Source organism: Limnohabitans sp. 2KL-27 (genome assembly GCF_001269345.1).
GTDB lineage: Bacteria > Pseudomonadota > Gammaproteobacteria > Burkholderiales > Burkholderiaceae_C > Limnohabitans_A.
This window is the reverse complement of record NZ_CXOP01000002.1, coordinates 1,204,926-1,228,708: the sequence shown is the minus strand read 5'-3', so window position 1 is coordinate 1,228,708 and position 23,783 is coordinate 1,204,926. Positions and strand designations below refer to the sequence as shown.

Sequence of the window (23,783 nt, the reverse complement as noted above, 5' to 3'; positions counted from 1 at the left end):
TCCCCATGGACGCAGAACACATCAACCAAATCGGCGCATCCCTCACAGACCTGACCGCTCGTACCCACGAGTTACGGGGGTATCTTTGACTACGATGCCAAATCCGAACGGCTGAGAACCGTCAACGCATCGCTCGAAGATCCCTCGGTCTGGAACGACCCCAAGAAAGCCCAAGAATTGGGCAAAGAGAAAAAAGCGCTCGACAGCGTGGTGGTCACCATCACCAACCTGACGAGCGAGTTGGCCGACAACCTTGAACTCTTCGAGATGAGCAAGGAAGAAGGCGACGATGCAGGCCTGCAAACCATCGAAGCCGAAGCGGCCAAACTGGCCAAGCTCGTGGAAGACCTCGAATTTCGCCGCATGTTCCGCCATGAGGCCGACCCGCTCAATTGCTTTGTCGACATCCAAGCCGGTGCAGGCGGCACAGAAGCCTGCGACTGGGCCAGCATGCTGCTGCGCCAGTACATCAAGTACGCCGAACGCAAGGGCTTCAAAGCCACGGTGGAAGACGAAACCCCGGGCGACACCGCCGGCATCAAGGGCGCGACCATCAAGATCGAGGGCGAGTACGCTTTTGGCTTGCTGCGCACCGAAACCGGGGTGCACCGTTTGGTGCGCAAGAGCCCCTTCGACTCATCGGGCGGTCGCCACACCTCGTTCGCATCCTTGTTTGTTTATCCCGAAATCGACGACTCGATCGAGATCAACATCAACCCGTCTGATGTGCGCACCGACACCTTCCGTGCCAGCGGCGCGGGCGGTCAGCACATCAACAAAACCGACTCGGCCGTGCGCTTGACGCACATCCCCACGGGCATCGTGGTGCAGTGTCAAGATGGACGCAGCCAACACAGCAACCGCGATGTGGCTTGGCAACGCCTGCGCTCGCGCCTGTACGACTTCGAGATGCGCAAGCGCCTAGAAGAGCAGCAAAAGCTGGAAGACACCAAGACCGATGTGGGCTGGGGTCACCAGATTCGCAGCTATGTGCTGGACAACAGCCGCATCAAGGATTTGCGCACCAACGTCGAAATTTCGGCCACCCAAAAGGTACTCGATGGCGACCTCGATGCGTTCATCGAAGCCTCACTGAAACAAGGCCTCTGATGGCCATGCCAAGGGGCGACACGAGCAAAGATGCTTCCCAACTCGTCACTGCGAGCGAAGCGCGGCAGTCCAGATGCTCTGGATCGCCACGCTGCGCTCGCGATGACGGCGCAACGATCAAGACAGGACTCATGTGATGCGTGAAGGACAACCCACCGCGATTCACCGGGAGGCTTATGCCGCCCCGGCTTTCTGGATCGACACGGTCGATCTGACTTTTGACCTAGACCCGGCCAAGACCCGCGTGCTGAACAAAATGCGCCTGCGCCGCAACCCGGACGTGGCGGCACAAGCGCTGCGCCTGGATGGCGAAGACCTCAACCTGGCCCGTGTGCTGGTCAATGGCGGTGGCACCTCGTTCAAGATGGACGGCAACCAGCTGGTGCTGGAAAATCTGCCCGAAGGCCCAGAGGCCTTTGACCTCGAAATCTTCACCACCTGCAACCCGGAAAAGAACACCCAGCTGATGGGTCTGTACGTCAGCCAAGGCACGTTTTTCACGCAATGCGAGGCCGAGGGCTTCAGACGCATCACCTACTTCCTGGACCGCCCGGATGTGATGGCCAGCTACACCGTCACCTTGCGCGCCGACAAGGCCAAATACCCGGTGCTGCTGTCCAACGGCAACTTGGTTGAGCAAGGGGCACTGGAAGACGGACGCCACTTTGCCAAATGGGTGGACCCCCACAAAAAGCCCTGCTACCTGTTCGCGCTCGTCGCCGGCCAGTTGGTGGCACGCGAACAGCGCATCCTCAGCCGCTCTGGCACCGAACATTTGCTGCAAGTGTTTGTGCGTCCCGGCGATCTGGACAAGACCGAGCACGCGATGAACTCACTCATGGCCAGTGTGGCCTGGGACGAAGCGCGCTTTGGCCTGCCGCTCGATCTGGAGCGCTTCATGATCGTCGCCACCAGCGACTTCAACATGGGCGCGATGGAAAACAAGGGCCTGAACATTTTCAACACCAAATACGTGTTGGCGAACCCGGCCACCGCCACCGACATGGATTTCGGCAACATCGAAAGCGTGGTCGGTCACGAATACTTCCACAACTGGACAGGCAACCGCATCACCTGCCGCGACTGGTTCCAGCTCTCGCTGAAAGAGGGCCTGACGGTTTTCCGTGACCAAGAGTTCAGCCAGGACATGGCGGGCGTTGCCAGCGCCCGCGCTGTCAAGCGCATCGAAGACGTGCGCGTGCTGCGCACCGTGCAGTTCGCTGAAGACGCGGGCCCCATGGCCCACCCGGTACGGCCTGACAGCTACGTCGAGATCAACAACTTCTACACCGTCACCATCTACGAAAAAGGCTCTGAGGTCGTTCGCATGATGCAAACGCTGGTGGCCACCCCTGCTGACTTGCAGGGCCGGGACGGCTTTGCCCAAGGCATGAAGCTGTACTTTGAGCGGCATGACGGCCAGGCCGTGACCTGCGACGATTTCGCTCAGGCCATTGCCGATGCCAACCCTGGCTCAGCCTTGGCGCAAAACCTCAGCACTTTCAAACATTGGTACAGCCAGGCGGGGACCCCCCGTTTGCAAGCGACCGGCAGCTACAACGCGTCCGAGCGCACGTACACGCTCGCCTTGAGCCAAAGCTGTCCGGCCACACCGGACCAAGAACGCAAAGCGCCGTTCGTGATTCCCGTCACACTGGGCCTGCTCAGCCGACATGGCGTGGCATTGCCCTTGCAGTTGGCAGGTTCCAGCGACGTGTTGCCGCAACAAACCTTGGTGCTGACCGAAGCCAGCGCCAGCTACACCTTCGTCAACATCGACAGCGAGCCCGTGCCCTCGCTGCTGCGGGGTTTCAGTGCACCCGTGGTGCTGGAAGACGGTTTGTCCCCAGACGATTTGCTCATTTTGCTGGCCCACGACAGTGACCCGTTCAACCAATGGGAAGCCGGTCAGCGCCTGATGCTGCAAAGCGCCATTGACGCGATCCAGCAAAACAAGGATCTGACGGGCCAAGCTGTGCTGTCCGACGCCTTGGTGGCGGCGCTGCGCAACGTGCTGCGCCACCCCTCCTTGGATGCGGCCTTCAAAGACTTGGCGCTGACGCTGCCGAGCGAAAACTACATGGCCGACCAACTCGACATTGTCGACCCGCAACGCGTGCATTCGCTGCGGGAAAACATGCGCCGACAACTGGCCACAGCTTTGGAAGCCGACTGGCAATGGGCCTGGGAAGCCCACAAGCACAATGGCGCTTATTCCCCCGATGCGAAGTCCAGTGGCCGCCGCGCCTTGGCTGGGCTGGCCATGGGCATGCTGTGTGTGGCCGCCGTGCACAGCGGCGACGCCGTCACCCCAGGCCGTGTCTACCAGCAATTTAAAGACGCTGGCAACATGACCGACCGCTTCAATGCCTTGTCGGCGCTGGTGATCAGCGGACATGCCTTGGCCCAAGAGGCCCTGGCCCTCTTCCACAAGCTGTTCCAGCACGAAGCGCTGGTCATTGACAAATGGTTTGCTCTGCAAGCCGGGGCTCCTGATCGGGCTGGCGATGTGTTGCCCCGCGTGCGCCAGCTCATGCTTCATCCCGACTTCAGCCTGCGCAACCCCAACCGCGCCCGCAGCCTGATCTTCAGCTACTGCAGCGCCAACCCGGCCGGATTTCACCGCGCCGACGCGGCGGGCTATGTGTATTGGAGCGAACAGGTGCTGGCACTCGACGCCATCAACCCGCAAGTAGCAGCCCGCCTGGCCCGTGCGATGGACCGCTGGAGCCGCTTGGCCGAGCCCTACCGCAGCGCGGCCAAAGTGGCCATCGAGCGGGTGGCTTCCAAAGCAGACCTGTCGAACGACGTGCGCGAAGTCATCAACCGCGCACTGAGCAGCACCTGACCCCAAGGAATGAACATGAGCAGCAAAATTTCCCTCTCCCGCTATTTGGTGGAGCAGCAACGCGACAAAGGGCATATCCCGGCCGATTTGCGTCTGCTGCTCGAGGTGGTGGCCCGCGCGTGCAAAAGCATCAGCCATGCCGTGAACAAAGGCGCACTGGGGGGGGTTCTGGGCAGTGCCGAGAGCGAAAACGTGCAAGGCGAGGTGCAAAAGAAGCTCGACATCATTGCCAACGAAGTCTTGCTCGAAGCCAACGAATGGGGTGGCCACCTGGCGGCCATGGCCAGCGAGGAAATGGACAGCATTTACCTGGTGCCCAACCGCTACCCGCAAGGCGAATACCTGCTGATGTTCGATCCGCTGGACGGCTCGTCCAACATCGATGTCAACGTCAGCATCGGCACGATTTTCAGCGTGCTGAAAAAAGCCGACGACAACCAGGGTGTGACCGAACAAGACTTCTTGCAACCGGGCAAACAACAAGTGGCCGCGGGTTATTGCGTCTACGGCCCGCAAACCACGCTGGTGCTCACCGTGGGCGATGGCGTGGCCATGTTCACCCTGGACCGCGAACAAGGGTCATTCGTGTTGACGCACGAAAACGTGCAAGTGCCTGCGGACACCCAAGAATTTGCCATCAACATGAGCAATATGCGCCACTGGGACGAACCCGTGAGGCGCTACATCGACGAATGCCTGCAAGGCAAGGAAGGCCCGCGCGGCAAGGACTTCAACATGCGCTGGATCGCCTCTATGGTGGCCGATGTGCACCGCATCCTGACCCGCGGCGGCGTGTTCATGTACCCCTGGGACAAGCGGGAACCGCACAAACCCGGCAAATTGCGCCTGCTGTATGAAGCCAACCCCATGAGCTGGCTGATCGAGCAAGCCGGTGGCGCTGCCACCAATGGCAAAGAGCGCATTCTCGATTTGCAACCCAGCCAACTGCATGAGCGCGTGAGCGTGGTGCTGGGCTCTAAAAACGAGGTCGATCGCGTGACCCAATACCACGCCAAGGTTTAAGCGCCAGGCCCTGCAGCTTTGCTGCGGCAAGTCACTGATCAAAAGGCCCCAGACACTGGCGTGTCTGGGGCCTTTTGCCATTCATGACCGAAAGCCATTGGCTTGCGTGGTGAATCATTCGTCGTTGTCTGGCGGAAAGCCATCGCCAGCAGGCACAAGCGCTGCAGCCGCAGCAGGCTCGGCCACCACGGCACGCAAGGTTTCGCGCAGCATTTTCTTTTCGGGCAAGCTCAAGGCGCGTGCCAAGCGCTGGCGCATGCGCAGCAAGAGTTGACGATCGACTTCCTGAGGGATGCCACGGCTGACTTGCAGCGCATCGCGCAGGTCTTCGCGCAAATCTTCGGGCTCATCCGCCCACCAAGCGGTGATGACCTCGTGCATCGACTTGCGCAGCTCTTCCACATCTTCCACAGCCAGACCCATGCCGGTCGGCAACTTGCCTTGGAGCATGTCGGCCAAAGCCTGGGAATTGACCACCACACGGCGGTCGGCCTGAGCCAGCAAACGCGCCCAACCCGGATCGGTCCGCACCATTTGGGGCATGTTGCGGGCCGATTCATCGGCCAGCAGGTGAACGCTCAGGCCGCTCAACTGGGCCTCGTCGATGGTGGCCAAAAAGCGTTCGTCGTCGCTGGCCACCAGCACATGGTCGCAGGCATGGTGCTGGGCCAATTGCTGGAGGTCATGGCCCAATGACCGCAGCAAAGAAGCCCCACCGTCGGCATCGTGGGTTTGTACCAAGCGCACGATTTGGTCGTCGATGATCAGACCGTCAGAGCGGTCGCTGTACCAATAAATGCGGCGCAAATCGACGTCCAAGCCGGCATGCGCCAACGCTTGCGACAACAAATTGAGCAAGCCCTGGCGATTGACCGACTCGCCCGTGGTCCCCAAAGCGCCTTGCTGGGCCATCCAGATCAGGAAACGGCCATCGATCAGCGCCATGCAGGTGCCAGACCGGTGTTCACCAGAACGGCGATCAGAAGGGTTGTTTTGAGAAAAATAGTCACGCTTCATGGTGTCAACCTGTAGAGATAAAAATAGCGCTGCTAAAAGGTGCAGCGTCGGTCATTCTAAAGCTGGCGGTCTCTGTCTCGGTTATAAATGCCCTCTGTGTCCAGTCCTTTGTCTTTTGATCCCCGCAATGTCCCGGTTTGGCGCATCGATCACGATATGCCCGCGGTGCCGTCGGCCCATTTGTTGCCCGATGCCCTTCGAGCCCGGTTTGAGCAGCCTCCCGCCTGGCAACCCGAAGTCGAGCGGGAAACCTCCTTTTCCAAACGCGAGCCAGCTTCCGCAGCGGTGCTGGTGCCGATCGTCATGCGTGGGCCCGATTTTTCACAGTCGACCGTATTGCTGACCCAGCGAGCCAATCACATGTCGACGCACTCAGGCCAAATCGCCTTTCCTGGCGGCAAAGTCGACCCGCAGGACGCCAGCCGGCATGCCACGGCACTGCGAGAGGCCCACGAGGAGGTGGGCCTGGACCCCTGCCACGTGCAAGTCATTGGCGAATTACCGGTGTATGTCACCGGCACCTCGTTTTGGGTCACCCCTGTCATAGGGCTGGTCACACCGGGATTTGAGCTGAGACCCAACGCGGATGAGGTGCAGGACGTCTTTGAAGTACCGCTCGATTTCTTGATGAATCCAGCCAACCACCGTCGCCATACCGTGGAGTGGCAAGGTGCCAAGCGACAATGGTTTTCCATGCCGTACCAAGAGCCCCGTATGACGCCCAGCGGTGACCGCGACTTGGTCGAGCGTTTCATCTGGGGGGCGACAGCCGCTATGCTTCGTAACTTCTATCGTTTTTTGGTCGTCAACCCCTCCCCATGAGGACGCCATGAGTTTTTTTGCAATCCTGTTGGCGCTGGTACTGGAGCAGGCGCATCCATTGAACCCCGTGAATGCGATTTACACCGCCATCAAGCGCTGGGTCGCCTGGGTTGCCCGCACGTTTGACGCGGGCGTTCGGCACCAGGCCTGGATCACCTGGGGCATCACAGTGATCGGTCCGGCACTTTTGACCATGCTCGTGCACTGGGCGCTCGAATGGGGCCTGGGCTGGCTGTTTGCCATGGTCTGGAACGTGGCTTTGCTCTACATCACACTGGGGTTTCGTCAGTTCAGTCACCATTTCACGGCCATCCGCGAGGCCCTGGAGAATGGCGATGAAATCCAAGCCCGTGAACTTCTGGCCCAGTGGCAACAGGTGCAAGTGGGCCAGATACCCCGCAGCGAGATCGTACGTCACGTGATCGAGTTCTCCATGATCGCCGCCCACCGGCATGTGTTCGGGGTGTTCTTTTGGTATGCGGCCCTGTCCATCATTGGCTTGGGACCCGTCGGCGCTGTGGTTTACCGCCTCACTGAACTGGCGCAGCGCCGTTGGCAAGAGCCCACCACCGACGGCTCGGTGGTGAGCGAGGCTTTGCGTTCTGTGGCCTCAAGAGCCTGGCAGGCCATGGATTGGCTGCCCTCGCGCATGACCGCATTGGGCTTTGCCATTGTGGGCAGCTTTGAAGACGCCATGGATGGCTGGCGCAACCATGCGCAAAACTTCCCGCAAGACAACGACGGGGTCATCCTCGCGGCTACAGCAGGTGCCATCAATATCCGCTTGGGTGGTGCCGCCTTGCAGGCAGACAACGAGGACGATGAACGCCAGGAAATGACGGGCGGCAGCAGCACACCGGGACGCATTCCCGAAGTGGCCCACTTCGCTCAGGTGGTGGGATTGGTCTGGCGCACGGTGATCATGTGGCTGGTCCTGGTGGCCTTGCTGACCATGGCCAATTTGGTAGGCTGATGGTGGGTTGAGGGCAGCTGGCCTCTCACCAGCGCTGCTGACCCAACTCCTCAAACAGCTGCGCGTAAATGCGGTGACGGCGCACGCTGATGGTGCCAGGGTGCTCAGCGGATTCGACTTGCGCGAGCACGGCGCAACCGGGCTCGTGCAGATGCGTGCAGTTGTAGAACTTGCAACCGCCCAGGTGCTTGCGCAAATCGGGCATGCAGTCGGCCAGACGGGTGGGTTCGATGTGGTGCAAACCAAACTCTTGAAAGCCCGGGGAGTCGATCAATGCGGTGCGTGCAGCAGCCTTTTCAGCCAGCCCATCGAGCGCGGGCACCCAGTACCACCGCGTGCTGGTCGTGGTGTGCTTTCCCGAGTTGAGCGCCAGCGAAATTTCACCTGTCTCTACCTGCGCGTCCGGCACCAGGCGGTTGATGAGTGTGCTTTTGCCACTGCCGGATGGCCCCAACACCAAGGTGGTCAGGCCCTGCAAATGCGCGCACAAGGCGTCCACCCCATCGTCAGCCACCGGGCTGCGCGGGCTCAGGCTGATGGGCATGACGCTGTAGCCCATGTCGCGGTAGGGGGCCAGACGCTCCCAGGCTTGCGCAAAGGGCTTGGCCAGATCGCTTTTGTTGAGCGCGATGATGGGCGTGATGCGCTCGGCTTCGGCCGCCACCAAAGCGCGTGAGAGCTGGCTTTCTGAATACTCTGGATCGGCCGCGATCAGGATCAGCACGCGGTCCAGATTGGCGGCAAAGGATTTGGTGCGGATTTCATCTTGACGGTAGAAAAGATTGCGGCGCTCCTGCAGTTTTTCGATGCTGCCTTCGTCGCCGGCGATCTGCCACAGCACCTGGTCGCCCACCACCACCTGGTTTTTCTTGCCCCGGGGGTGGCAAATCAGGCGTCGACCCTCGGGCGTCTCCACCAGGCAATGGCGGCCATAGGTGGCCACCACCAGACCGGGTTCCAGCAAGATTTCCTGCCCGGGCGCTGAGGGAATGGCCTGGCGTGCTTTGGCTTTATTCATGCAGACTCATGCCGGTAGCAATGCGTCGGTCTGGGTGGCCGCCTCAAAGTCCAGTCGGCTCAAGCCGCGCACATCGTGCGTGTTCCAGCTCACTCGACAGCGGCGGTAGGTCAGCGCCAGCTCGGGGTGGTGGTTGAGCTTTTCAGACAACCAGCCCACGCTGTTGACGAAGAGCAATGCGTGTGTGTGTTCGGCAAATTCAAAAGTTTTTTCAATGGCGACGTTCTCACCATCGCCCGTCAACCGCCAGCCCGGTAGTTGGCCAAGCGCCATGATCACTTCGGTGGGCTTGAGGGCTCTGACTTCTGGGGTGCTCATGTGGCTTTCATTCTCAACAAACGCTCGCTCGCCGGTGGGTGCGAGTAATAAAACTTCACATACCAAGGGTCCGGTGTGAGGGTAGAAGCATTGTCCTGGTAGAGCTTGAGCAGGGCCGACGACAAGTCCGGACCTGGTGTTTGCGACACTGCATAGGCATCGGCTTCGAACTCCTGCTGGCGAGAGCGCCAGGACGAAACAGGCGCAAAAAACAAGGTGAACACGGGCGTGACCAACATGAACAAGACCAGCGCCAGAGCATCGTTGCTGCCCGACAGATTGGGCACCACGCCCAGGCCCGTGTAGAACCAGACCTGCTGCGCCAGCCAGCCCAGCAAGGCCAGGCCCGCCAGCGTCATGGCAAAGCTGGTCACCATCATTTTGAAGATGTGTTTGTGCTTGAAGTGGCCCAACTCATGGGCCAGCACCGCTTCCATTTCGGCAGGGCTCAGCTGCTTGAGCAAGGTGTCGAAAAACACCACACGCTTGCTGGCTCCAAAGCCTGTGAAAAAAGCATTGGAGTGCGCCGAGCGGCGACTGCCGTCCATGACAAAAAAACCTTTGGCAGTGAAGCCTGCACGCTGCATCAGGTCCTGCACGCGGGCCTTGAGCGAGTCGTCTTCCAAGGGCGTGAATTTGTTGAACAGCGGCATGATCACGTTCGGTGCAATCGCCATCAAAAACAGCTGCCAGCCCACCAAAACGCCCCAAGCCCACAACCACCACCACTGCCCCCCGGCTTGCATGAGCCACAGCACCACCCACAGCAGCGGCAGGCCCAGCGCAAGGCCCAAGACCAAGCCCTTGGCCATGTCGCCCAGCCACAAGGCAGGCGTGGTCTTGTTGAAGCCAAAGCGCTGCTCCACGCCAAAGGTTTGCATGAGTGACAAGGGCAAACCGATGAGTCCGCCAACCAACATGAACCCCAGCACCAACGCGATTTGCTGCGCCATGCCCGGGCCCATCCAGCCCAGCAGCAACTGGTTGAGTGCACCGAGCCCGCCCAGCAGCGTCCAGCCCAACAGCACTGCTGCATCCAGGGCGATGTCGATTTGCGAGAGCCGGGCCTTGGCCAGGGTGTAATCGGCGGCTTTTTGGTGGTCGGCCAGGGCCATGGTGTCGGTGTAAGCCTGCGGCACCGCATCGCGGTGGCGGGCCACATGCCGCACCTGACGGCCATTCAGCCAGAACTTGAGCGCCACATGGGCCAGCAAGGCCACCACCAGAGTCAGGGTCAAAGTCAGGGATGCATTCATGCCGCCATTGTAGGAGCCGCACCCTGAGTGCCGCTGAGGCAGGCCGCGATTCAAGGCCGCAACCAAGGGACTCGTGGCATCGGCGACAATCCCTGCATGTCTGATGCGAATACCCCTACCCCCGCCCCTGAGGCCGCAGAGCTGCCCAAATCGGACCAGAACCTGGTCTGGATCGATTGTGAAATGACGGGCTTGGACCCCGAAAAAGAACGTCTGCTGGAGATCGCCGTGATTGTCACCGGCCCCCATCTCACGCCCCGCATCGAAGGCCCGGTTCTGGTCATCCACCAAAGCGATGAATTACTCAACCAGATGGACAAGTGGAACAAGGGCACCCACGGCAAAAGCGGACTGATCGACAAGGTCAAGGCCTCCGTCATCAGCGAGGCCGATGCCGAAGAACAGATCCTGGCCTTTCTGAAAAAGTACCTGCCGAAAAACAGCTCGCCGCTGTGCGGCAACACCATCAGCCAGGACCGACGTTTTCTGGTCAAGTTCATGCCCAAGCTGGAGGCGTTTTTCCATTACCGCAACTTGGACGTGAGCACCCTCAAGGAATTGTCTCGCCGCTGGAAGCCGGAGGTCTACGCCAACTTCAAAAAGCAACAAAAGCACACCGCCTTGGCCGATGTGCACGAATCCATCGACGAACTGGCACATTACCGCGAGCATTTCATCCGCTTGTGATTTTTTAGGGAAAACCCTAGCGGTTTTCTCTGATCCGTGCCATAATCATGGGCTCGTTGCAAGAAGTTGCAGCGTTTCATACATCTCCCTTCATGCCTTGACCCAACGATAGGGTCACTCACAGCGGCCAGGCTCCACGCCCAGCGCCACTCGCGAGCACCGTTTGATGGTTGATGTTTTTTCAACCTAGCGGTGCCTGCGGCTCCATCCAACACACCTTTGTTGGCGGCCGTTGTTCCGTGCGAGTTTTATACATACACATGACTGACACTTTGAACACAGTGCAGGACGACTTGTCGCCTGCCGAAATCACATCCATCGCCACTGAGTCGACTGCACAGCCCGCTGCGACCAACCTGGCCACTGAAATCATGGTCGCCGCAGCGGCTGAAATCACTCCAGAGGCAGCACCTGAAGTCGATGCCGAAGTGACCGAAGAAGTTGAAGCCGTTGCCGACGTGCCCAACGGTTTCGTTGAGCTGGGCTTGGCGCCTGAGCTGGTGCAAGCCGTGGCCGATTTGGGCTACACCCAGCCCACCGCCGTGCAATTGCGTGCCATTCCCCTGGCCTTGCCCACGGCCGGTGGCTCCAAGGACGGCAAGTCCAATGGCTACACCGACCTGATGGTCTCCAGCCAGACCGGCAGCGGCAAAACCGCCGCCTTCTTGCTGCCGGTGTTGCACACGCTGATCCAGCAAATGGCCGAACAAGAAGCCGCAGAACGCGCCGAGTTCGATCAAGCCTGCGCCGATGCTGCCGCCAAGGGCGAACCCGCCCCCAAGCGCTCCAAGCGCAAAGACCCCACCAACCCACGTAACTTCAAGGCCCCCACACCCGGCGCCTTGATCGTCTGCCCCACGCGTGAATTGGCCCAACAGGTGGCGCAAGACGCCATCGAGTTGGTCAAACACACTCGCGGTCTGCGCGTGGCCAACGTGGTCGGCGGCATCCCTTACCAGTTGCAAATCGCCAAGCTGCAAAACGCCAACCTGGTCGTGGCCACGCCTGGCCGTTTGCTCGATCTGCAACGCTCCATGCAAATCAAGCTGGACAAGGTTCAGTTTTTGGTGGTGGACGAAGCCGACCGCATGCTCGATCTGGGCTTCTCGGACGACCTGGCCGACATCAACGACATGACCAGCCAGCGCCGCCAAACCATGATGTTCAGCGCCACCTTCGCGCCCCGCATTCAACAACTGGCCATGCGTGTGATGCACGACGGCGGTTCCTCGGTCCAGAAAATCCAGATCGACAACCCCCAGGAAAAGCACAACAACATCAAGCAGGTGCTGTTTTGGGCCGACAACGCCCAACACAAGCGCCAGATGCTCGACCACTGGTTGCGTGACGCGACGATTGACCAAGCCATCGTTTTCTCGAGCACCCAAATCGAGTGCGACGGGTTGGCCGCGGACTTGCAGCAAGATGGTTTCTCGGCTGTGGCCCTGCACGGTGCCCTGAGCCAAGGCATGCGCAACCGCCGCCTGATGGCGCTGCGCAACGGCCAAGTCCAGATCTTGGTGGCCACTGACGTGGCCGCTCGCGGCATCGACGTGCCCACCATCACCCACGTCTTCAACTTCGGCTTGCCGATGAAGGCCGAGGATTACACCCACCGCATTGGCCGCACTGGCCGGGCAGGCCGTGATGGCTTGGCCGTGACTTTTGCCGAAATGCGCGACCGCCGCAAAATCGGTGACATCGAGGCCTACACACGCCAGCCCTTCAAGGCCGAAGTGATCCCGGGCCTGGAGCCCAAAATGCGCATGCCCGAAGCGCGCAAGCCCATGGGCCGTGGCGGCGACCGCTTTGGCGGCGAGCGCAACTACGCCAATGCAGGCGGTGGTTTCCGTGGTGGCCGTCCCGCCCCCGGTGGCCGCGACTTCGGTGGCAACCGTGACCGCGACAACGGTGGTGGCTTTGACAACCGCGCCCCGCGTGGCAACTTCCGCGACGAGCAGCCCCGCTTTGACCAGCGCAGCGAACCCCGCTTCGATGCCCGCAAAGATGGCGGTCGTTTTGATGCCCCCCGCGGTGACCACCGCGGCGGTGATCGCTTTGAACAGCGTGGCGCACCTGCGCACCCTTGGGACAAGGGCGACAGCCGCCCTGCCCCGAGCCAAGATGCCCGCCAGGACGGTCCACGTCAAGGCGGCCGCTGGGAAGACCGTGGTGGTGACAACCGCAACGTCGCCCGTCCTGCCCCCCGCGGCGCGGCGGGTGCTGGAGACAAGTTCGCCCGTGGCCCTAAACAGTTTGGTGCCGGCAACTTCAAGCCCCACGCCGCAGGCGAAGGCCCTGCAGGCAAGCGTGGCGGCACTCGCGTTCTGAAAATCACGCGCGGTTGATTGTTTTCCTGGGGTCAACCCAGGACTTCAAGATCACATTCGAAGGTCTTGCCCCCACCGGCAAGGCCTTTTTTCATGGCGGGGCGAAACGGATGCACCGAAACAGATGCACCTTTTGAAGCGCCCATAAAAAAACCGCCCTGGGCGCAAACCCGGGCGGTTTTTTCGTAAGAACGAAAAGGCTTTACGCTTTGGCAGCTGGTGCTGCTTTACGCTGAGGCAACTTTTCTTTGATACGTGCCGACTTGCCGCTGCGGTCACGCAGGTAGTACAGCTTGGCGCGGCGAACATCACCACGGCGCTTGACTTCAATGCTGGCGATCACAGGGCTGTAAGTCTGGAACGTGCGCTCCACACCTTCACCACTGGAGATCTTGCGCACAGTGAAGCCGCTGTTCAGACCACGGTTACGCTTGGCGATCACAACACCCTCGTAGGCTTGGACACGCTTTCGCGCACCTTCGACCACGTTGACGCTGACGATCACGGTATCGCCGGGGGAAAACTCAGGAATTACCTTACCCAGACGGGCAATTTCTTCCTGCTCAAGAGTTTGAATCAAATTCATTTTTTGAACTCCGTCCGATCATGCCTCGCTACACAAGGGGCGTTCTGTTCTGTAGGGGCCATGCATTCACATGACTGAGCCAGATCGCGGCGGGTAGAGGATCGAAAAGCCCTTGATTATAGCTTTTTCGCTGGCACAGGCTCGTCCGAACCTGGCGTGCTGCCCAAAGCCTGCTTCAGAAAGGCCTCGTCATGACGACTGAGCCCCCCGGCCAAGCGGGCATCTTCGAGTAATTCGGGGCGGTGCAAAGCCGTCAATCGCAGGCTTTGCTCACGCCGCCAACGCGCGATGTTCGCATGGTGACCCGACATCAATTCAGACGGCACCGCCTGGCCTTGCCAGACTTCTGGACGGGTGTAGTGCGGGCTGTCCAGCAGACCGTCGAGCGCCGGGTTGAAGCTGTCGAGTTGGTGGCTGCCCTCGTCGCCCAGCACCCCCGGCTGCAAACGGGCCACCGAGTCCAGCAAGGCCATGGCGGCGATTTCACCACCCGAGAGCACAAAGTCGCCCAAGCTGATTTGCTGGTCGACGTATTGGTCAATGAACCGCTGGTCCACACCTTCGTAGCGGCCACACAGCAGCACCGCACCCGCGCTGGCCGACCATTGGGCCACCGCGTTGTGGTTGAGGGTCTGGCCTATCGGGGAAAAAAGCAGCAAAGGTGCAGCCGTTTCTTCTTGCCGATCAGCACGAATGGCCGTCAGGCATTTGAACAAGGGCTCGGCCAGCATGACCATGCCAGGACCACCGCCGAAAGAGCGGTCATCCACCCGGCGGTAATGGCCTTCGGCGTGGTCGCGCGGATTCCACAAACGCACGTCCACCAAACCGCTTTCGTAGGCACGGCGCGTGATGCCGCTGGTCAACAGTGGCCCAAACAGTTCGGGAAACAAGGTGATGATGTCAAAGCGCATGGGGATGGCCCTCCACGGCCGGAGCGGCTCAGTAGTCGGGCTGCCAGTCGACCGTGATGCGCTTGCCTGGCAAGTCAACGCCGTCGATGAAAGCTGCCACAAACGGGATCATGCGCTCGACAGGTTTGCCGCCTTCCGTCTCGGCAGCGGTTTCAATGACCAGAACGGTTTGCGGGCCGGTGGACATGAGGTCGCGCACCTGACCCAGATCCACACCTTCGCGGTTGAACACCTGCAGGCCCATCAAATCAACCCAGTAGTACTCGCCATCGGCGGCGGCCGGGAAGCTCGAGCGCGGCACAAAAATTCGGCCCCCGCGCAAGGATTCGGACGCATTGCGGTCGTCAATGCCTTGGGCACGCGCCACCACGGTGTCGGAATGGTCTTTGACTTCGAGGATGTTGAGCAGCAAAGGCTCATGCCAGGTCTGTTGCGCAAAGGCTGAGGCCTCTTGGCCACGCTGGGGTTTCATGGGCCGATCGGGCGGCAACAAAAACCAGCTTTTGGCAGAAAAAAGCGCCTCGGGCGAGGCGCTGTGGGGCAAGACCTTGAACCAGCCTTTGATGCCCCAGGCATCGGTGATGCGCCCGATTTCGATGGCGTCAGCCGGCAGTGCGGCTGTTTCCAAAGGCGGACGCATGACCCGTGCGAACCAATCAGGCGGCGGCTTTGCCGGCTTGACGGATCAGGCGCTCCACAGTGGGGGAAGCCTGGGCGCCAACGCCCTTCCAGTAAGTCAAACGGTCTTGCGCGATGCGCAGACCTTCTTCGCCGCCTTTGGCTGTGGGGTTGTAGAAGCCGATGCGCTCGAGGAAGCGTCCATCGCGACGCACGCGCTTGTCGGCGACGACGATGTTGAAGAAAGGACGTGCTTTAGAGCCGCCGCGGTTCAGACGAATAACAACCATGATTTATCCTTGGGTGGTTGGGCTTCTTGGGAACAATTGCCCAGATGCCCGGTATCCTTCAGCGTTTGAGACACGCAACTGGCCACCCGGCCAGTGACACACTGAAAAGCCGACCATTATACATCGGGAGCCTTGCCTTGCCTCTGATCCGACCCAGCCGCGATGAAGACGTCGCCTCCATCACGGCCATTTACCGCCACCATGTGCTGACGGGCACCGGCACCTTCGAGATCGATCCACCCACCGAATCCGAGATGGCCAGCCGCCGCGCCGATGTGCTGTCCAAGGGCTTGCCTTATCTCGTGGTCGAAGACCAAGGCCGCGTCATCGGCTTTGCCTATTGCAACTGGTTCAAGCCCCGTCCGGCTTACCGCTTTTCAGCCGAAGATTCGATTTACTTGGCGTCAGACGCCCACCGCAAAGGCATGGGCCGCGCCCTGCTGGCCGAATTGTGCGCGCAGGCCGAACGCGCAGGCGTGCGCAAATTTCTGGCCGTGATCGGTGACTCGGCCAATGCGGGCTCCATTGGAGTCCACACCGCCGTGGGCTTCAGCCACGTCGGTGTCCTCAAGTCCTGCGGCTGGAAATTCGACCGCTGGATCGATGTCGTGATGATGGAAAAGCCTTTGGGTGCAGGTGACAGCAGCCCTCCGCAATAATCGCCCCATGAAAAACAAAACACTCGCGACTTGGCTGGCTTTCTGGACAGGTCCATTGGGTCTGCACCGTTTCTACTTGTACGGATTGACGGACACGCTGGCTTGGTTGCTGCCCATCCCCACAGCGCTCGGTTTTTATGGCTTGGAGCGTGTACAGCAATTTGGCCAAGACGACACGATCAGCTGGATGCTCATCCCTTTGCTGGGCTTCACCATCGCAGGTTGCGCTCTGAACGCCATCATTTATGGCCTAACACCCATCGAAAAATGGAACACCAAATTCAACCCCCAAGCCGATGCACTCACACCGTCGGGTCGCACGCAATGGGGCACGATCATTGGCATTGCCGTGGCCTTGCTGCTGGGCACCACCGTCCTGATGTCCAGTCTGGTCTTCAGCTTTCAGCGCTACTTTGAGTACCAAATTGAAGCGGCTCGGCTGATCAGCCAATGAAAATACTCCCTGAGTGTTGCACTCAGGGGGTATGCCTTGGGTGAAGGGGGATCACCGGATGGCACCGGGGGCCGCACCATCAGTCGAAAATTTGAAAACTGAGCCAGTAGGAGATGGCCGCCACAAAGGCGCTGGCAGGAATGGTCAGCACCCAAGCCCAAACAATGTTGCCCGCCACGCCCCAGCGCACGGCACTGGCCCGCTGGGTCGAGCCTACGCCCACAATAGCGCCTGTGATGGTGTGCGTGGTCGAGACCGGAATACCCAGTGAAGTGGCCAAAAACAAGGTCATGGCACCGCCCGTTTCGGCGCAAAAGCCGCCCACAGGTTTGAGTTTGGTGATTTTTTGGCCCATGGTTTTGACGATGCGCCAGCCGCCAAACATGGTGCCCAAACCAATCGCGAGGTAACAGCTGACGATGACCCATCCTGGTGGGGCGGCATCGGCCGAAGTGGCGTAGCCTGTGGCGATCAAAAGCAACCAAATGATGCCGATTGTTTTCTGCGCATCGTTACCGCCATGCCCCAAGCTATAAGCCCCAGCCGAGACCAATTGCAAGCGCCGGAACCATTTATCCACTTTCGAGGGCCTGGATCGTCTGAAAAGATGCGCCACCGCCACCATCATCAAGGAACCCAGCAGAAAGCCAAGCAAGGGTGAGACAAAAATAAATGCCACGGTTTTCAGGATACCCGTCGAAATCAGTGCTGTGGCACCGGCCTTGGCGATGACAGCCCCCACAATTCCCCCGATCAAGGCATGTGAGGAACTGCTGGGAATGCCGTAATACCAAGTGATGATGTTCCAGGTAATGGCCCCCATCAGCGCACCAAACACCACATGGGTGTCGACCACGCCGGGCTGGACAATGCCTTTGCCCACCGTGGCGGCCACGCTCAGGTGGAAGACAAAAATGGCGATGAAGTTGAAGAAGGCGGCAAACACCACGGCTTGCCCCGGCTTGAGCACGCCCGTCGACACCACAGTCGCGATCGAATTGGCGGCGTCGTGAAAGCCGTTCATGAAGTCAAAAATGAGCGCCAGGGCGACCAGCAAGATCACCACCCACAAGGCGGCTTGTACGGTTTCCATGTTCAGGATTCCCGTTTCGGATCAGGAGTTTTCGAGGACGATGCCCTCGATCTGGTTGGCCACGTCTTCGCACTTGTCGGTGATGGTTTCCAACAATTCGTAAATGGCCTTGAGCTTGATGATCTCGCGCACATCAGGTTCATCTCGGAACAACTTGCTCATGGCGCTGCGCATCACACGGTCCGCGTCGGACTCCAAGCGGTCGATCTCTTCACAGGTCTTCAAGGCAGCCTCGGCCACAGAGGGTTCACCAATTTTGACCAACAACTTGACCGCATCTTGGACGCGCTCACAGCACTTGACCGATAAATCGGTCAGCCGGGTAATTTCTTCGGTCATGTGCCTTACGTCATACAACGCCATGGTTTCGGCCGAGTCCTGAATCAGATCGGCCACGTCGTCCATCAGGTTGATGAGGGCGTGAATTTGCTCACGGTCGATCGGGGTGATAAAAGTGGTGTGGATCAGGCGGTTCACCTCCTGGGTCACGCGGTCAGCAGCGTGCTCGGCGTTGTCCACATCACGGTTGTACTTTTCCCGCAGGTGAACATCGTTGTAATTGGCCACCAAGTTGGAGAAAGCGCGCGCCGCCTCGACAATGCGGTCTGCGTGTTGGTTGAAGAGTTCGAAGAAGTTGCCTTCTTTGGGCAGCAATTTGCCAAACAGCATAGAAAAGCTCCTGATAACGGGACAAAGTCAAATGTGACAATAGCGTGACAGCGGCGAGTTTAACCGTACGAAATACAGGAATTTCGACCGAGCGAATCAGGGGCTTCTGAAAATGAAATAAACCGCGCCCACCATGCACAAAGCCGCCCACAGGTAGTCAAGCTTGAACGGCTCTTTCAGATAAAAAAGCGCAAAAGGCACAAACACACTCAAAGTAATGACTTCTTGCATGATCTTGAGCTGCGCCACGCTGAACTGGGTGTAACCGATGCGGTTGGCAGGCACTTGGAACAAGTATTCCAACAAGGCTATGCCCCAACTCACAAAAGCCGCGGCATACCAAGGGGCTGTGGCCATGTTGCGCAGGTGCCCATACCAGGCCAAGGTCATGAACACGTTGCTGGCCAGCAAAAGCAAGATGGTCTGCAATGGCACGGGCAAGCTGTTGAAAAATGTCATGGTCACACCGCGCCATCACGTTCAATGGCCTGGCCCACCACGCGGGCAAGGTCTTCAGGGGCCACACGCTGCGGCCACACATCGGCCAAGGGGACCAGCACAAAAGCCCGATCGCGCCAGCGCGGGTGGGGCAAAGTCAAGCGGGGGCTGTGCATGCTGGCATGGCCATAAAAAAGCAAGTCCAGGTCCAAGCTGCGCGGTGCATTCACGTAGGGTCGCATGCGGCCCGCCTGGCGCTCGATGGCGAGCAAAGTGTCCAGCAAATCGGGGGCGTTCAACCGCGTGTCGATGCGGGCCACCGCGTTGATGAAGTCGGGCCCATGGGCTTCATGGGGCGCTGTGCGGTAAAGCGCTGAGCGGCCTGTGACTTGCATCTCGGGCCAAGAGGCCAGTGTCTCAAAAGCCTGCAGCACAGCGCTGCGGGCATCACCCAAATTCGCGCCCAAGGCCACATAGGCGGTGACTGGGTCTCGCAAGATCGCCCCTGGCCGTTCAGATCACAGATTCAAGCGGCACTGCCGCCGTCGCCCGCCTGATCGCCAGAAGCTCCGGGCTTGCGGCGACGACGGCGTCGTTTTTTGGCCGCACCCTCGTCGGCACTGTCAGCCTCCGCTGCAGGGCGGCTCTCGGCTGGCGAGGCGGATGCGCCTTCGGGCCGAGGTGCCCGGCGCACGCGGGGCTTGGCCGTTTGGGAGGCTTGCTGCTCGGCCTTGGCCGCATGCACCAAGTCTTCACGCTCTGAATCGCTGGCCATGCTGAACTCTTGCCACCAGTCGGCCAAGCGAATGTCCACTTCTTCGATGTCCGCACGCAAACGCAAAAAGTCAAAACCTGCGCGAAAGCGTGGCTGCTCCACCAGACCAAACGGTGTGCTGCCCACCCGCTTTTCAAAGCGCGGCTGCATCATCCAGATCTCGCGCATGTCAGCGGCCAGCTTGCCGCGCCCGGACACATCGCCGATGCGCGCATCGAAGACTTCGTCAATCGCATCCTGCAAAGCGGGGTGCGGGTGCTCTTTGCGCGCCAGGCGTTTGGCCCAACCTTCACGCACATCGGCCCACAACACACAGGCCAACAAGAAACTGGGGGCAACGGGCTTGCCCTCACCCACACGGCGGTCGGTATCGGCCAAAGCGACTTGTACAAAAGCACTGTCGGCTCGTTCCACGACGACGTCCAGCAAGGGATAAATCCCGGTGGCCAGTCCCAACTTTTTGAGCTGTTCGATCGACGCCAAGGCATGACCGGTCTGCAGCAGCTTGAGCATCTCGTCAAACAATCGGCTTTGCGGCACATCGGCCAGCAAAGTGGCCGACTGCGTCAGGGGCTTGGCGGTCTTGGCTTCGAGCTTGAAACCCAAGGGGTTGAGCTTGGCCGCAAAACGCACCGCGCGGATGATGCGCACCGGGTCTTCGCGGTAGCGTGCCACCGGGTCACCGATCATGCGCAGGATGCGCTTTTTGGAATCCTGGATGCCGCCGTGGTAATCCACCACGGTTTGCGACTCGGGGTCGTAGTACATGGCATTGACTGTGAAGTCGCGGCGCGTGGCGTCTTCGTCTTGCGGGCCCCAGACGTTGTCGCGCAGCACACGGCCCGATGAATCGACCGCATGCTGCATGCCCTCGAGCTGGCGTTTGCTGGTGCGCTCATTGCCCTTGACCTGCTCTGCGGCCACGTTGTCCAAGTGCGCGCGGAAGGTGGAGACCTCGATCACCTCGTTGTCGCGGCCGCGGCCATAGACGACGTGCACGATGCGAAAGCGCCGACCGATGATGAAAGCGCGGCGAAACAGGCCCTTGACCTGCTCGGGCGTGGCATCGGTGGCCACATCAAAATCTTTGGGACGCAGGCCCAGCAGCAGGTCGCGCACGGCGCCGCCCACGATGTAGGCCTCAAACCCAGCTTGCTGCAAGGTGCGGGTCACGTTGATGGCGCGCTCGTCGACCAAGCCTGGGTCGATGCCGTGGACAGACGCGGGCACCTCGGTGCGGCGGCCAAAATGGGGTTTGGTACTTTGGGGCGCTTTGCCCATCAGCTTGTCGATGAATTGTTTGATCATTCTTGAAAGAGGTCGAGGATGCGCCAGCCACGCTCTGTGGCCAATTGACGCAACCGAGCGTCAGGGTTCGTTGCCACCGGATGGTGGGCTTTTTCCAGAAGGGGCAGGTCGTTCATGGAGTCCGAGTAGAAGGTCATCTCCACATCACTCCAGTCCAGGCCTTTTTGGCCCAACCACTGCGCGACCCGGGTGACTTTACCTTCTCGAAACGACGGGGTGCCCCGGATCTCGCCGGTGATCCAGCCAGTGGCATCGCGTTCAAGATCGACAGCAATCAACTCGCTCACCCCGAAGGCCAGGGCAATCGGGCGGGTCACAAACTCGTTGGTGGCGGTCACGATCATGACCGTGTCACCCGCGTGCTGGTGCGATCGTACCAGCGCCAGCGCCTCGGGCGTGATGCGCGGGCGTATCACTTCATCCATGTACCGGGCGTGCGCCTGGGCGGCCTGGGCCGCGCCGCGTTCGCGGGCGGCGCGGGTGGCAAAGCGCACGTAGTCATGAATGTCCAGCGTGCCCGCTTGGTAATGGGTATAAAACTCATCGTTGCGCTGGCTGAAAACTGCCGGGTCGGTCCAACCCATTTCGGTCGTGAACACGCCCCAAGTGTGATCAGAGTCCAGCGGCAGCAAGGTGTGGTCCAAGTCGAACAGGGCGAGTTTCATTCGTTCTCCAGCATCGCGCGCACCAGGGGAATGGTCAGGGCACGCTGCGTTTGCAAGGCGTAGTGGTCCAGGTGGTCGAGCAGCTGCATCAGGCTGCCCAAATCACGCGAAAAGCGCTTGAGCATGTACGACATGACCTCGTCGCTCAAAAACAGGCCCCGGGCATCGGCCTCTTGGCGCAGCACTGCCCGACGCTCGGACTCGCCGAGCACCTGCAACGCGTCGATGTGGCCCCACCCCAAGCGGCTGCGCAAGTCGTCGCGCAGTTTCAGGTCGGCTGGAGGCAAGGCCCCTGCGGCCAAGACCCAGCGCGGCAGACCGCTGCGAGGCGTGAGGGCGTTGACAAACCAGTTGAAGGCGGTGTGCTGCTGCTCGGCGTTGTACAGGTGCACATCGTCCATCAGCACGGCGGCCCAATCGTCGTTGAACTCAGGCGGGTCCATGCGGTGGGCGTCCAGCCAGCCCACCTGTGCGCCCTGCTCTTGCAGCGCATGGTGCACGGCTTGCAACAGATGGGTTTTGCCCGAACCGCTCTCGCCCCACAAATAGCTGGGCACGGGGGAGCGGCTGGACGAAGCGGTCCACAAACGCAGATGAATCAGTGCGGCTGCGTTGGGGCCCGCAAAAAAATTGTCCAACGTGGGGATCGTGGCCAAGCCAATGTCCAAAGCCAGTTGCTTCATGCCTGATCGGGTCCTTGTTCAAGGGCACCCGAGCCGCTTTTCCGGTACAGATCACTTTGCAGGTATTGCGCACGCAAACGGCGCAAGCCCACCAGCAAGACCGCACTGGCGGGCAAGGCGATCAGCACGCCCACAAAACCCAGCAGCTGGCCAAAGACCATCAAGGCCAAAATAACGGCCAATGGGTGCAAGCCGATGCGCTCGCCCACCAGACGGGGCGTGAGCACAAAGCTTTCAATCAACTGCCCTAAGCCATAAACCACGGCCACCATCAGCAAGGCCTGCGACGGCGCCAACTGCAGCAAACCGGCCAACAGTGCCAGCACCAGACCGAGGCCAAAGCCCAGGTAGGGCACAAACACGGCCAGCCCGGTGAACACACCGATGGGCAGGGCCAGGTCCAGACCGAACAAAGTCAGCCCCAGCGAATAAAACACGGCCAAAGCCAGCATCACCAACATTTGCCCGCGCAGGTACTCGCCCAACACCTCGTCGCAGTCGTGCATGAAACTGTCAAATCGCTCGCGCCAGGCCGGTGGCACCAACTCGAGCACGCTGTTGACCAGCCGCGTCCAGTCGTACAGCATGTAAAACAAGGCCACGGGCACGAGCACCGAATAACCCGCCAAGGCCAAAGCCACGCTTCCGCCCAATTTGAGCGAGGACATGAGTGGCGCCCACCAGTCTTCACGGTTGGCGCTCAGATAAGTCACCAGCTGCTTTTTCAGGTCGGCCAGATCCAGCGAGACATTCAGCCCCAACTGGGCCAACAAGGGGTTGATGGCATCGCCCAGGCGGTCCAGCAGCAAGGGCAGTTGTTGCTGCAACAGAGGCCATTCGCGCACCAAAATTGGCACCAGCAACAAAAACAAACCCAAAAGGGCCAGCAAGGCCAGCGCCTCCACCAGCACCACGGCCAGCGCACGCGGCAAACGCCCACTGGCCACGCCCTCCAGCTTGAGCACCAAGGGGTGCAGGACATAGGCCATGACCGCCGCAATGACGAACGGGGCCAGCACCGGTGCCAACAGCCAGAAAACCAGCACGGCGACCAAGGCCAGGCCCAGCCAGGCGGCCAGTCGGGTCATGAAAAATGGAAGAGGGGCTTGCATGCGGTCTCTTGTGTTGCCGGGGTCTGGCCCGTGCGCTCAGGGCTAACCCTTAAAATAAGCCCTGATTTTAGTCTGCCAGCCCGTTTATTGGCCCTCTCCCCATTCACAAGCCCTATT

The 23,783-nt window shown here is 60.2% G+C and carries 25 protein-coding genes; 9 read left to right on the top strand and 16 right to left on the bottom strand.

Annotated elements, in window-relative coordinates; translation table 11 throughout:
• The first annotated feature begins 5 nt into the window (after positions 1-5).
• The 3 genes from prfB to LHAB_RS08720 all read left to right on the top strand — a co-directional run bounded on the left by prfB (position 6) and on the right by LHAB_RS08720 (position 4,981).
• Positions 6-1,110 (top strand): peptide chain release factor 2 gene (gene prfB, locus LHAB_RS08730; RefSeq protein ID WP_194943136.1). Its coding sequence is split into 2 segments (ribosomal slippage): positions 6-86 and positions 88-1,110, totalling 1,104 coding nucleotides; the frame shifts between segments, so codons are not numbered across the junction.
• Positions 1,111-1,246: 136 nt separating this feature from the next.
• Positions 1,247-3,958: an aminopeptidase N gene (gene pepN, locus LHAB_RS08725; RefSeq protein ID WP_090045448.1), complete on the top strand. Its 2,712-nt coding sequence runs from the start codon at positions 1,247-1,249 to the stop codon at positions 3,956-3,958.
• A gap of 15 nt (positions 3,959-3,973) precedes the next feature.
• Positions 3,974-4,981 carry a class 1 fructose-bisphosphatase gene (locus LHAB_RS08720; protein ID WP_090047830.1) on the top strand — a complete coding sequence of 336 codons (1,008 nt, stop codon included), beginning with the start codon at positions 3,974-3,976 and terminating at the stop codon, positions 4,979-4,981.
• A 114-nt stretch (positions 4,982-5,095) separates the two neighbouring features.
• On the opposite strand, the gene LHAB_RS08715 is transcribed toward LHAB_RS08720, so the two are convergent.
• Entirely contained in the window at positions 5,096-5,998 is a 903-nt protein-coding gene (locus tag LHAB_RS08715; RefSeq protein ID WP_090045446.1) for an NYN domain-containing protein, read from the bottom strand.
• A gap of 87 nt (positions 5,999-6,085) precedes the next feature.
• On the opposite strand from LHAB_RS08715, the gene LHAB_RS08710 reads away from it, so the two are divergent.
• A complete protein-coding gene (locus LHAB_RS08710; RefSeq protein WP_090045445.1) occupies positions 6,086-6,820 on the top strand; it encodes a CoA pyrophosphatase in 735 nt (244 codons plus the stop codon).
• A 7-nt stretch (positions 6,821-6,827) separates the two neighbouring features.
• Positions 6,828-7,793 carry a CobD/CbiB family protein gene (locus LHAB_RS08705; protein WP_090045443.1) on the top strand — a complete coding sequence of 322 codons (966 nt, stop codon included), beginning with the start codon at positions 6,828-6,830 and terminating at the stop codon, positions 7,791-7,793.
• A gap of 25 nt (positions 7,794-7,818) precedes the next feature.
• On the opposite strand, the gene rsgA is transcribed toward LHAB_RS08705, so the two are convergent.
• The 3 genes from rsgA to LHAB_RS08690 are packed head-to-tail and all read right to left on the bottom strand — an operon-like array spanning position 7,819 to position 10,385.
• Positions 7,819-8,811 (bottom strand): ribosome small subunit-dependent GTPase A, encoded by a 993-nt coding sequence (gene rsgA / locus LHAB_RS08700; RefSeq protein ID WP_090045441.1) that lies wholly within the window; start codon positions 8,809-8,811, stop codon positions 7,819-7,821.
• 6 nt (positions 8,812-8,817) lie between these two features.
• Complete coding sequence (locus LHAB_RS08695; RefSeq protein WP_090045440.1) at positions 8,818-9,129, bottom strand: 4a-hydroxytetrahydrobiopterin dehydratase; 312 nt, start codon at positions 9,127-9,129, stop codon at positions 8,818-8,820.
• Positions 9,126-10,385, bottom strand: coding sequence for a M48 family metallopeptidase (locus LHAB_RS08690; protein WP_090045438.1), 1,260 nt, complete (start codon positions 10,383-10,385; stop codon positions 9,126-9,128). The genes LHAB_RS08695 and LHAB_RS08690 overlap by 4 nt, the downstream gene beginning before the upstream one ends.
• Positions 10,386-10,481: 96 nt before the next feature.
• On the opposite strand from LHAB_RS08690, the gene orn reads away from it, so the two are divergent.
• A complete protein-coding gene (orn, locus tag LHAB_RS08685) occupies positions 10,482-11,072 on the top strand; it encodes an oligoribonuclease (RefSeq protein ID WP_090047828.1) in 591 nt (196 codons plus the stop codon).
• Between the two features lie 260 nt (positions 11,073-11,332).
• Positions 11,333-13,420 carry a DEAD/DEAH box helicase gene (locus LHAB_RS08680; RefSeq protein ID WP_090045437.1) on the top strand — a complete coding sequence of 696 codons (2,088 nt, stop codon included), beginning with the start codon at positions 11,333-11,335 and terminating at the stop codon, positions 13,418-13,420.
• Positions 13,421-13,604: 184 nt separating this feature from the next.
• On the opposite strand, the gene rplS is transcribed toward LHAB_RS08680, so the two are convergent.
• The 4 genes from rplS to rpsP form a co-directional block, all read right to left on the bottom strand.
• Positions 13,605-13,988: a 50S ribosomal protein L19 gene (gene rplS / locus LHAB_RS08675; RefSeq protein ID WP_090045435.1), complete on the bottom strand. Its 384-nt coding sequence runs from the start codon at positions 13,986-13,988 to the stop codon at positions 13,605-13,607.
• 116 nt (positions 13,989-14,104) lie between these two features.
• Positions 14,105-14,902, bottom strand: a complete 798-nt coding sequence (gene trmD, locus LHAB_RS08670; RefSeq protein ID WP_090045433.1) for a tRNA (guanosine(37)-N1)-methyltransferase TrmD — start codon at positions 14,900-14,902, stop codon at positions 14,105-14,107.
• Positions 14,903-14,930: 28 nt separating this feature from the next.
• A complete protein-coding gene (gene rimM / locus LHAB_RS08665; protein WP_090045431.1) occupies positions 14,931-15,542 on the bottom strand; it encodes a ribosome maturation factor RimM in 612 nt (203 codons plus the stop codon).
• A 16-nt stretch (positions 15,543-15,558) separates the two neighbouring features.
• Positions 15,559-15,810 (bottom strand): 30S ribosomal protein S16, encoded by a 252-nt coding sequence (rpsP, locus tag LHAB_RS08660; protein ID WP_090045429.1) that lies wholly within the window; start codon positions 15,808-15,810, stop codon positions 15,559-15,561.
• Positions 15,811-15,947: 137 nt separating this feature from the next.
• On the opposite strand from rpsP, the gene LHAB_RS08655 reads away from it, so the two are divergent.
• Together LHAB_RS08655 and LHAB_RS08650 are read left to right on the top strand one after the other, a co-directional pair.
• Positions 15,948-16,469, top strand: coding sequence for a GNAT family N-acetyltransferase (locus LHAB_RS08655; RefSeq protein ID WP_090045427.1), 522 nt, complete (start codon positions 15,948-15,950; stop codon positions 16,467-16,469).
• Between the two features lie 7 nt (positions 16,470-16,476).
• On the top strand, positions 16,477-16,923 hold the full coding sequence (locus LHAB_RS08650; RefSeq protein WP_090045425.1) for a TM2 domain-containing protein: 447 nt from the start codon (positions 16,477-16,479) through the stop codon (positions 16,921-16,923).
• 79 nt (positions 16,924-17,002) lie between these two features.
• Here the strand turns inward: LHAB_RS08650 and LHAB_RS08645 are convergent, their stop codons facing one another.
• From LHAB_RS08645 to LHAB_RS08610, 8 genes are all read right to left on the bottom strand, one after another.
• The gene (locus LHAB_RS08645) at positions 17,003-18,016 is read right to left on the bottom strand and encodes an inorganic phosphate transporter (RefSeq protein WP_090045423.1); all 1,014 of its coding nucleotides are present in this window, start codon (positions 18,014-18,016) and stop codon (positions 17,003-17,005) included.
• Between the two features lie 21 nt (positions 18,017-18,037).
• The gene (locus tag LHAB_RS08640) at positions 18,038-18,685 is read right to left on the bottom strand and encodes a DUF47 domain-containing protein (protein WP_090045421.1); all 648 of its coding nucleotides are present in this window, start codon (positions 18,683-18,685) and stop codon (positions 18,038-18,040) included.
• 96 nt (positions 18,686-18,781) lie between these two features.
• The gene (locus tag LHAB_RS08635; RefSeq protein WP_090045419.1) at positions 18,782-19,144 is read right to left on the bottom strand and encodes a DMT family protein; all 363 of its coding nucleotides are present in this window, start codon (positions 19,142-19,144) and stop codon (positions 18,782-18,784) included.
• Positions 19,145-19,146: 2 nt separating this feature from the next.
• Positions 19,147-19,620: a 2-amino-4-hydroxy-6-hydroxymethyldihydropteridine diphosphokinase gene (gene folK, locus LHAB_RS08630; RefSeq protein ID WP_090045417.1), complete on the bottom strand. Its 474-nt coding sequence runs from the start codon at positions 19,618-19,620 to the stop codon at positions 19,147-19,149.
• 29 nt (positions 19,621-19,649) lie between these two features.
• Positions 19,650-21,206, bottom strand: coding sequence for a polynucleotide adenylyltransferase PcnB (gene pcnB, locus LHAB_RS08625; RefSeq protein ID WP_090045414.1), 1,557 nt, complete (start codon positions 21,204-21,206; stop codon positions 19,650-19,652).
• A complete protein-coding gene (locus LHAB_RS08620; RefSeq protein ID WP_090045412.1) occupies positions 21,203-21,871 on the bottom strand; it encodes a histidinol-phosphatase in 669 nt (222 codons plus the stop codon). Before LHAB_RS08620 ends, pcnB begins: the two co-directional genes overlap by 4 nt.
• On the bottom strand, positions 21,868-22,554 hold the full coding sequence (hda, locus tag LHAB_RS08615; protein ID WP_090045410.1) for a DnaA regulatory inactivator Hda: 687 nt from the start codon (positions 22,552-22,554) through the stop codon (positions 21,868-21,870). Before hda ends, LHAB_RS08620 begins: the two co-directional genes overlap by 4 nt.
• Entirely contained in the window at positions 22,551-23,666 is a 1,116-nt protein-coding gene (locus LHAB_RS08610; protein ID WP_228763387.1) for an AI-2E family transporter, read from the bottom strand. Before LHAB_RS08610 ends, hda begins: the two co-directional genes overlap by 4 nt.
• Positions 23,667-23,783 lie beyond the last annotated feature (117 nt).

Bases quoted from the DNA above. Each gene is read 5' to 3' on its own strand.
- pepN (WP_090045448.1), top strand. From the start codon at position 1,247: ATGCGTGAAGGACAACCCACCGCGATTCACCGGGAGGCTTATGCCGCC.
- LHAB_RS08720 (WP_090047830.1), top strand. From the start codon at position 3,974: ATGAGCAGCAAAATTTCCCTCTCCCGCTATTTGGTGGAGCAGCAACGC.
- LHAB_RS08715 (WP_090045446.1), bottom strand. From the start codon at position 5,998: ATGAAGCGTGACTATTTTTCTCAAAACAACCCTTCTGATCGCCGTTCT.
- LHAB_RS08710 (WP_090045445.1), top strand. From the start codon at position 6,086: ATGCCCTCTGTGTCCAGTCCTTTGTCTTTTGATCCCCGCAATGTCCCG.
- LHAB_RS08705 (WP_090045443.1), top strand. From the start codon at position 6,828: ATGAGTTTTTTTGCAATCCTGTTGGCGCTGGTACTGGAGCAGGCGCAT.
- rsgA (WP_090045441.1), bottom strand. From the start codon at position 8,811: ATGAATAAAGCCAAAGCACGCCAGGCCATTCCCTCAGCGCCCGGGCAG.
- LHAB_RS08695 (WP_090045440.1), bottom strand. From the start codon at position 9,129: ATGAGCACCCCAGAAGTCAGAGCCCTCAAGCCCACCGAAGTGATCATG.
- LHAB_RS08690 (WP_090045438.1), bottom strand. From the start codon at position 10,385: ATGAATGCATCCCTGACTTTGACCCTGACTCTGGTGGTGGCCTTGCTG.
- orn (WP_090047828.1), top strand. From the start codon at position 10,482: ATGTCTGATGCGAATACCCCTACCCCCGCCCCTGAGGCCGCAGAGCTG.
- LHAB_RS08680 (WP_090045437.1), top strand. From the start codon at position 11,333: ATGACTGACACTTTGAACACAGTGCAGGACGACTTGTCGCCTGCCGAA.
- rplS (WP_090045435.1), bottom strand. From the start codon at position 13,988: ATGAATTTGATTCAAACTCTTGAGCAGGAAGAAATTGCCCGTCTGGGT.
- trmD (WP_090045433.1), bottom strand. From the start codon at position 14,902: ATGCGCTTTGACATCATCACCTTGTTTCCCGAACTGTTTGGGCCACTG.
- rimM (WP_090045431.1), bottom strand. From the start codon at position 15,542: ATGCGTCCGCCTTTGGAAACAGCCGCACTGCCGGCTGACGCCATCGAA.
- rpsP (WP_090045429.1), bottom strand. From the start codon at position 15,810: ATGGTTGTTATTCGTCTGAACCGCGGCGGCTCTAAAGCACGTCCTTTC.
- LHAB_RS08650 (WP_090045425.1), top strand. From the start codon at position 16,477: ATGAAAAACAAAACACTCGCGACTTGGCTGGCTTTCTGGACAGGTCCA.
- LHAB_RS08645 (WP_090045423.1), bottom strand. From the start codon at position 18,016: ATGGAAACCGTACAAGCCGCCTTGTGGGTGGTGATCTTGCTGGTCGCC.
- LHAB_RS08640 (WP_090045421.1), bottom strand. From the start codon at position 18,685: ATGCTGTTTGGCAAATTGCTGCCCAAAGAAGGCAACTTCTTCGAACTC.
- LHAB_RS08635 (WP_090045419.1), bottom strand. From the start codon at position 19,144: ATGACATTTTTCAACAGCTTGCCCGTGCCATTGCAGACCATCTTGCTT.
- pcnB (WP_090045414.1), bottom strand. From the start codon at position 21,206: ATGATCAAACAATTCATCGACAAGCTGATGGGCAAAGCGCCCCAAAGT.
- LHAB_RS08620 (WP_090045412.1), bottom strand. From the start codon at position 21,871: ATGAAACTCGCCCTGTTCGACTTGGACCACACCTTGCTGCCGCTGGAC.
- hda (WP_090045410.1), bottom strand. From the start codon at position 22,554: ATGAAGCAACTGGCTTTGGACATTGGCTTGGCCACGATCCCCACGTTG.
- LHAB_RS08610 (WP_228763387.1), bottom strand. From the start codon at position 23,666: ATGCAAGCCCCTCTTCCATTTTTCATGACCCGACTGGCCGCCTGGCTG.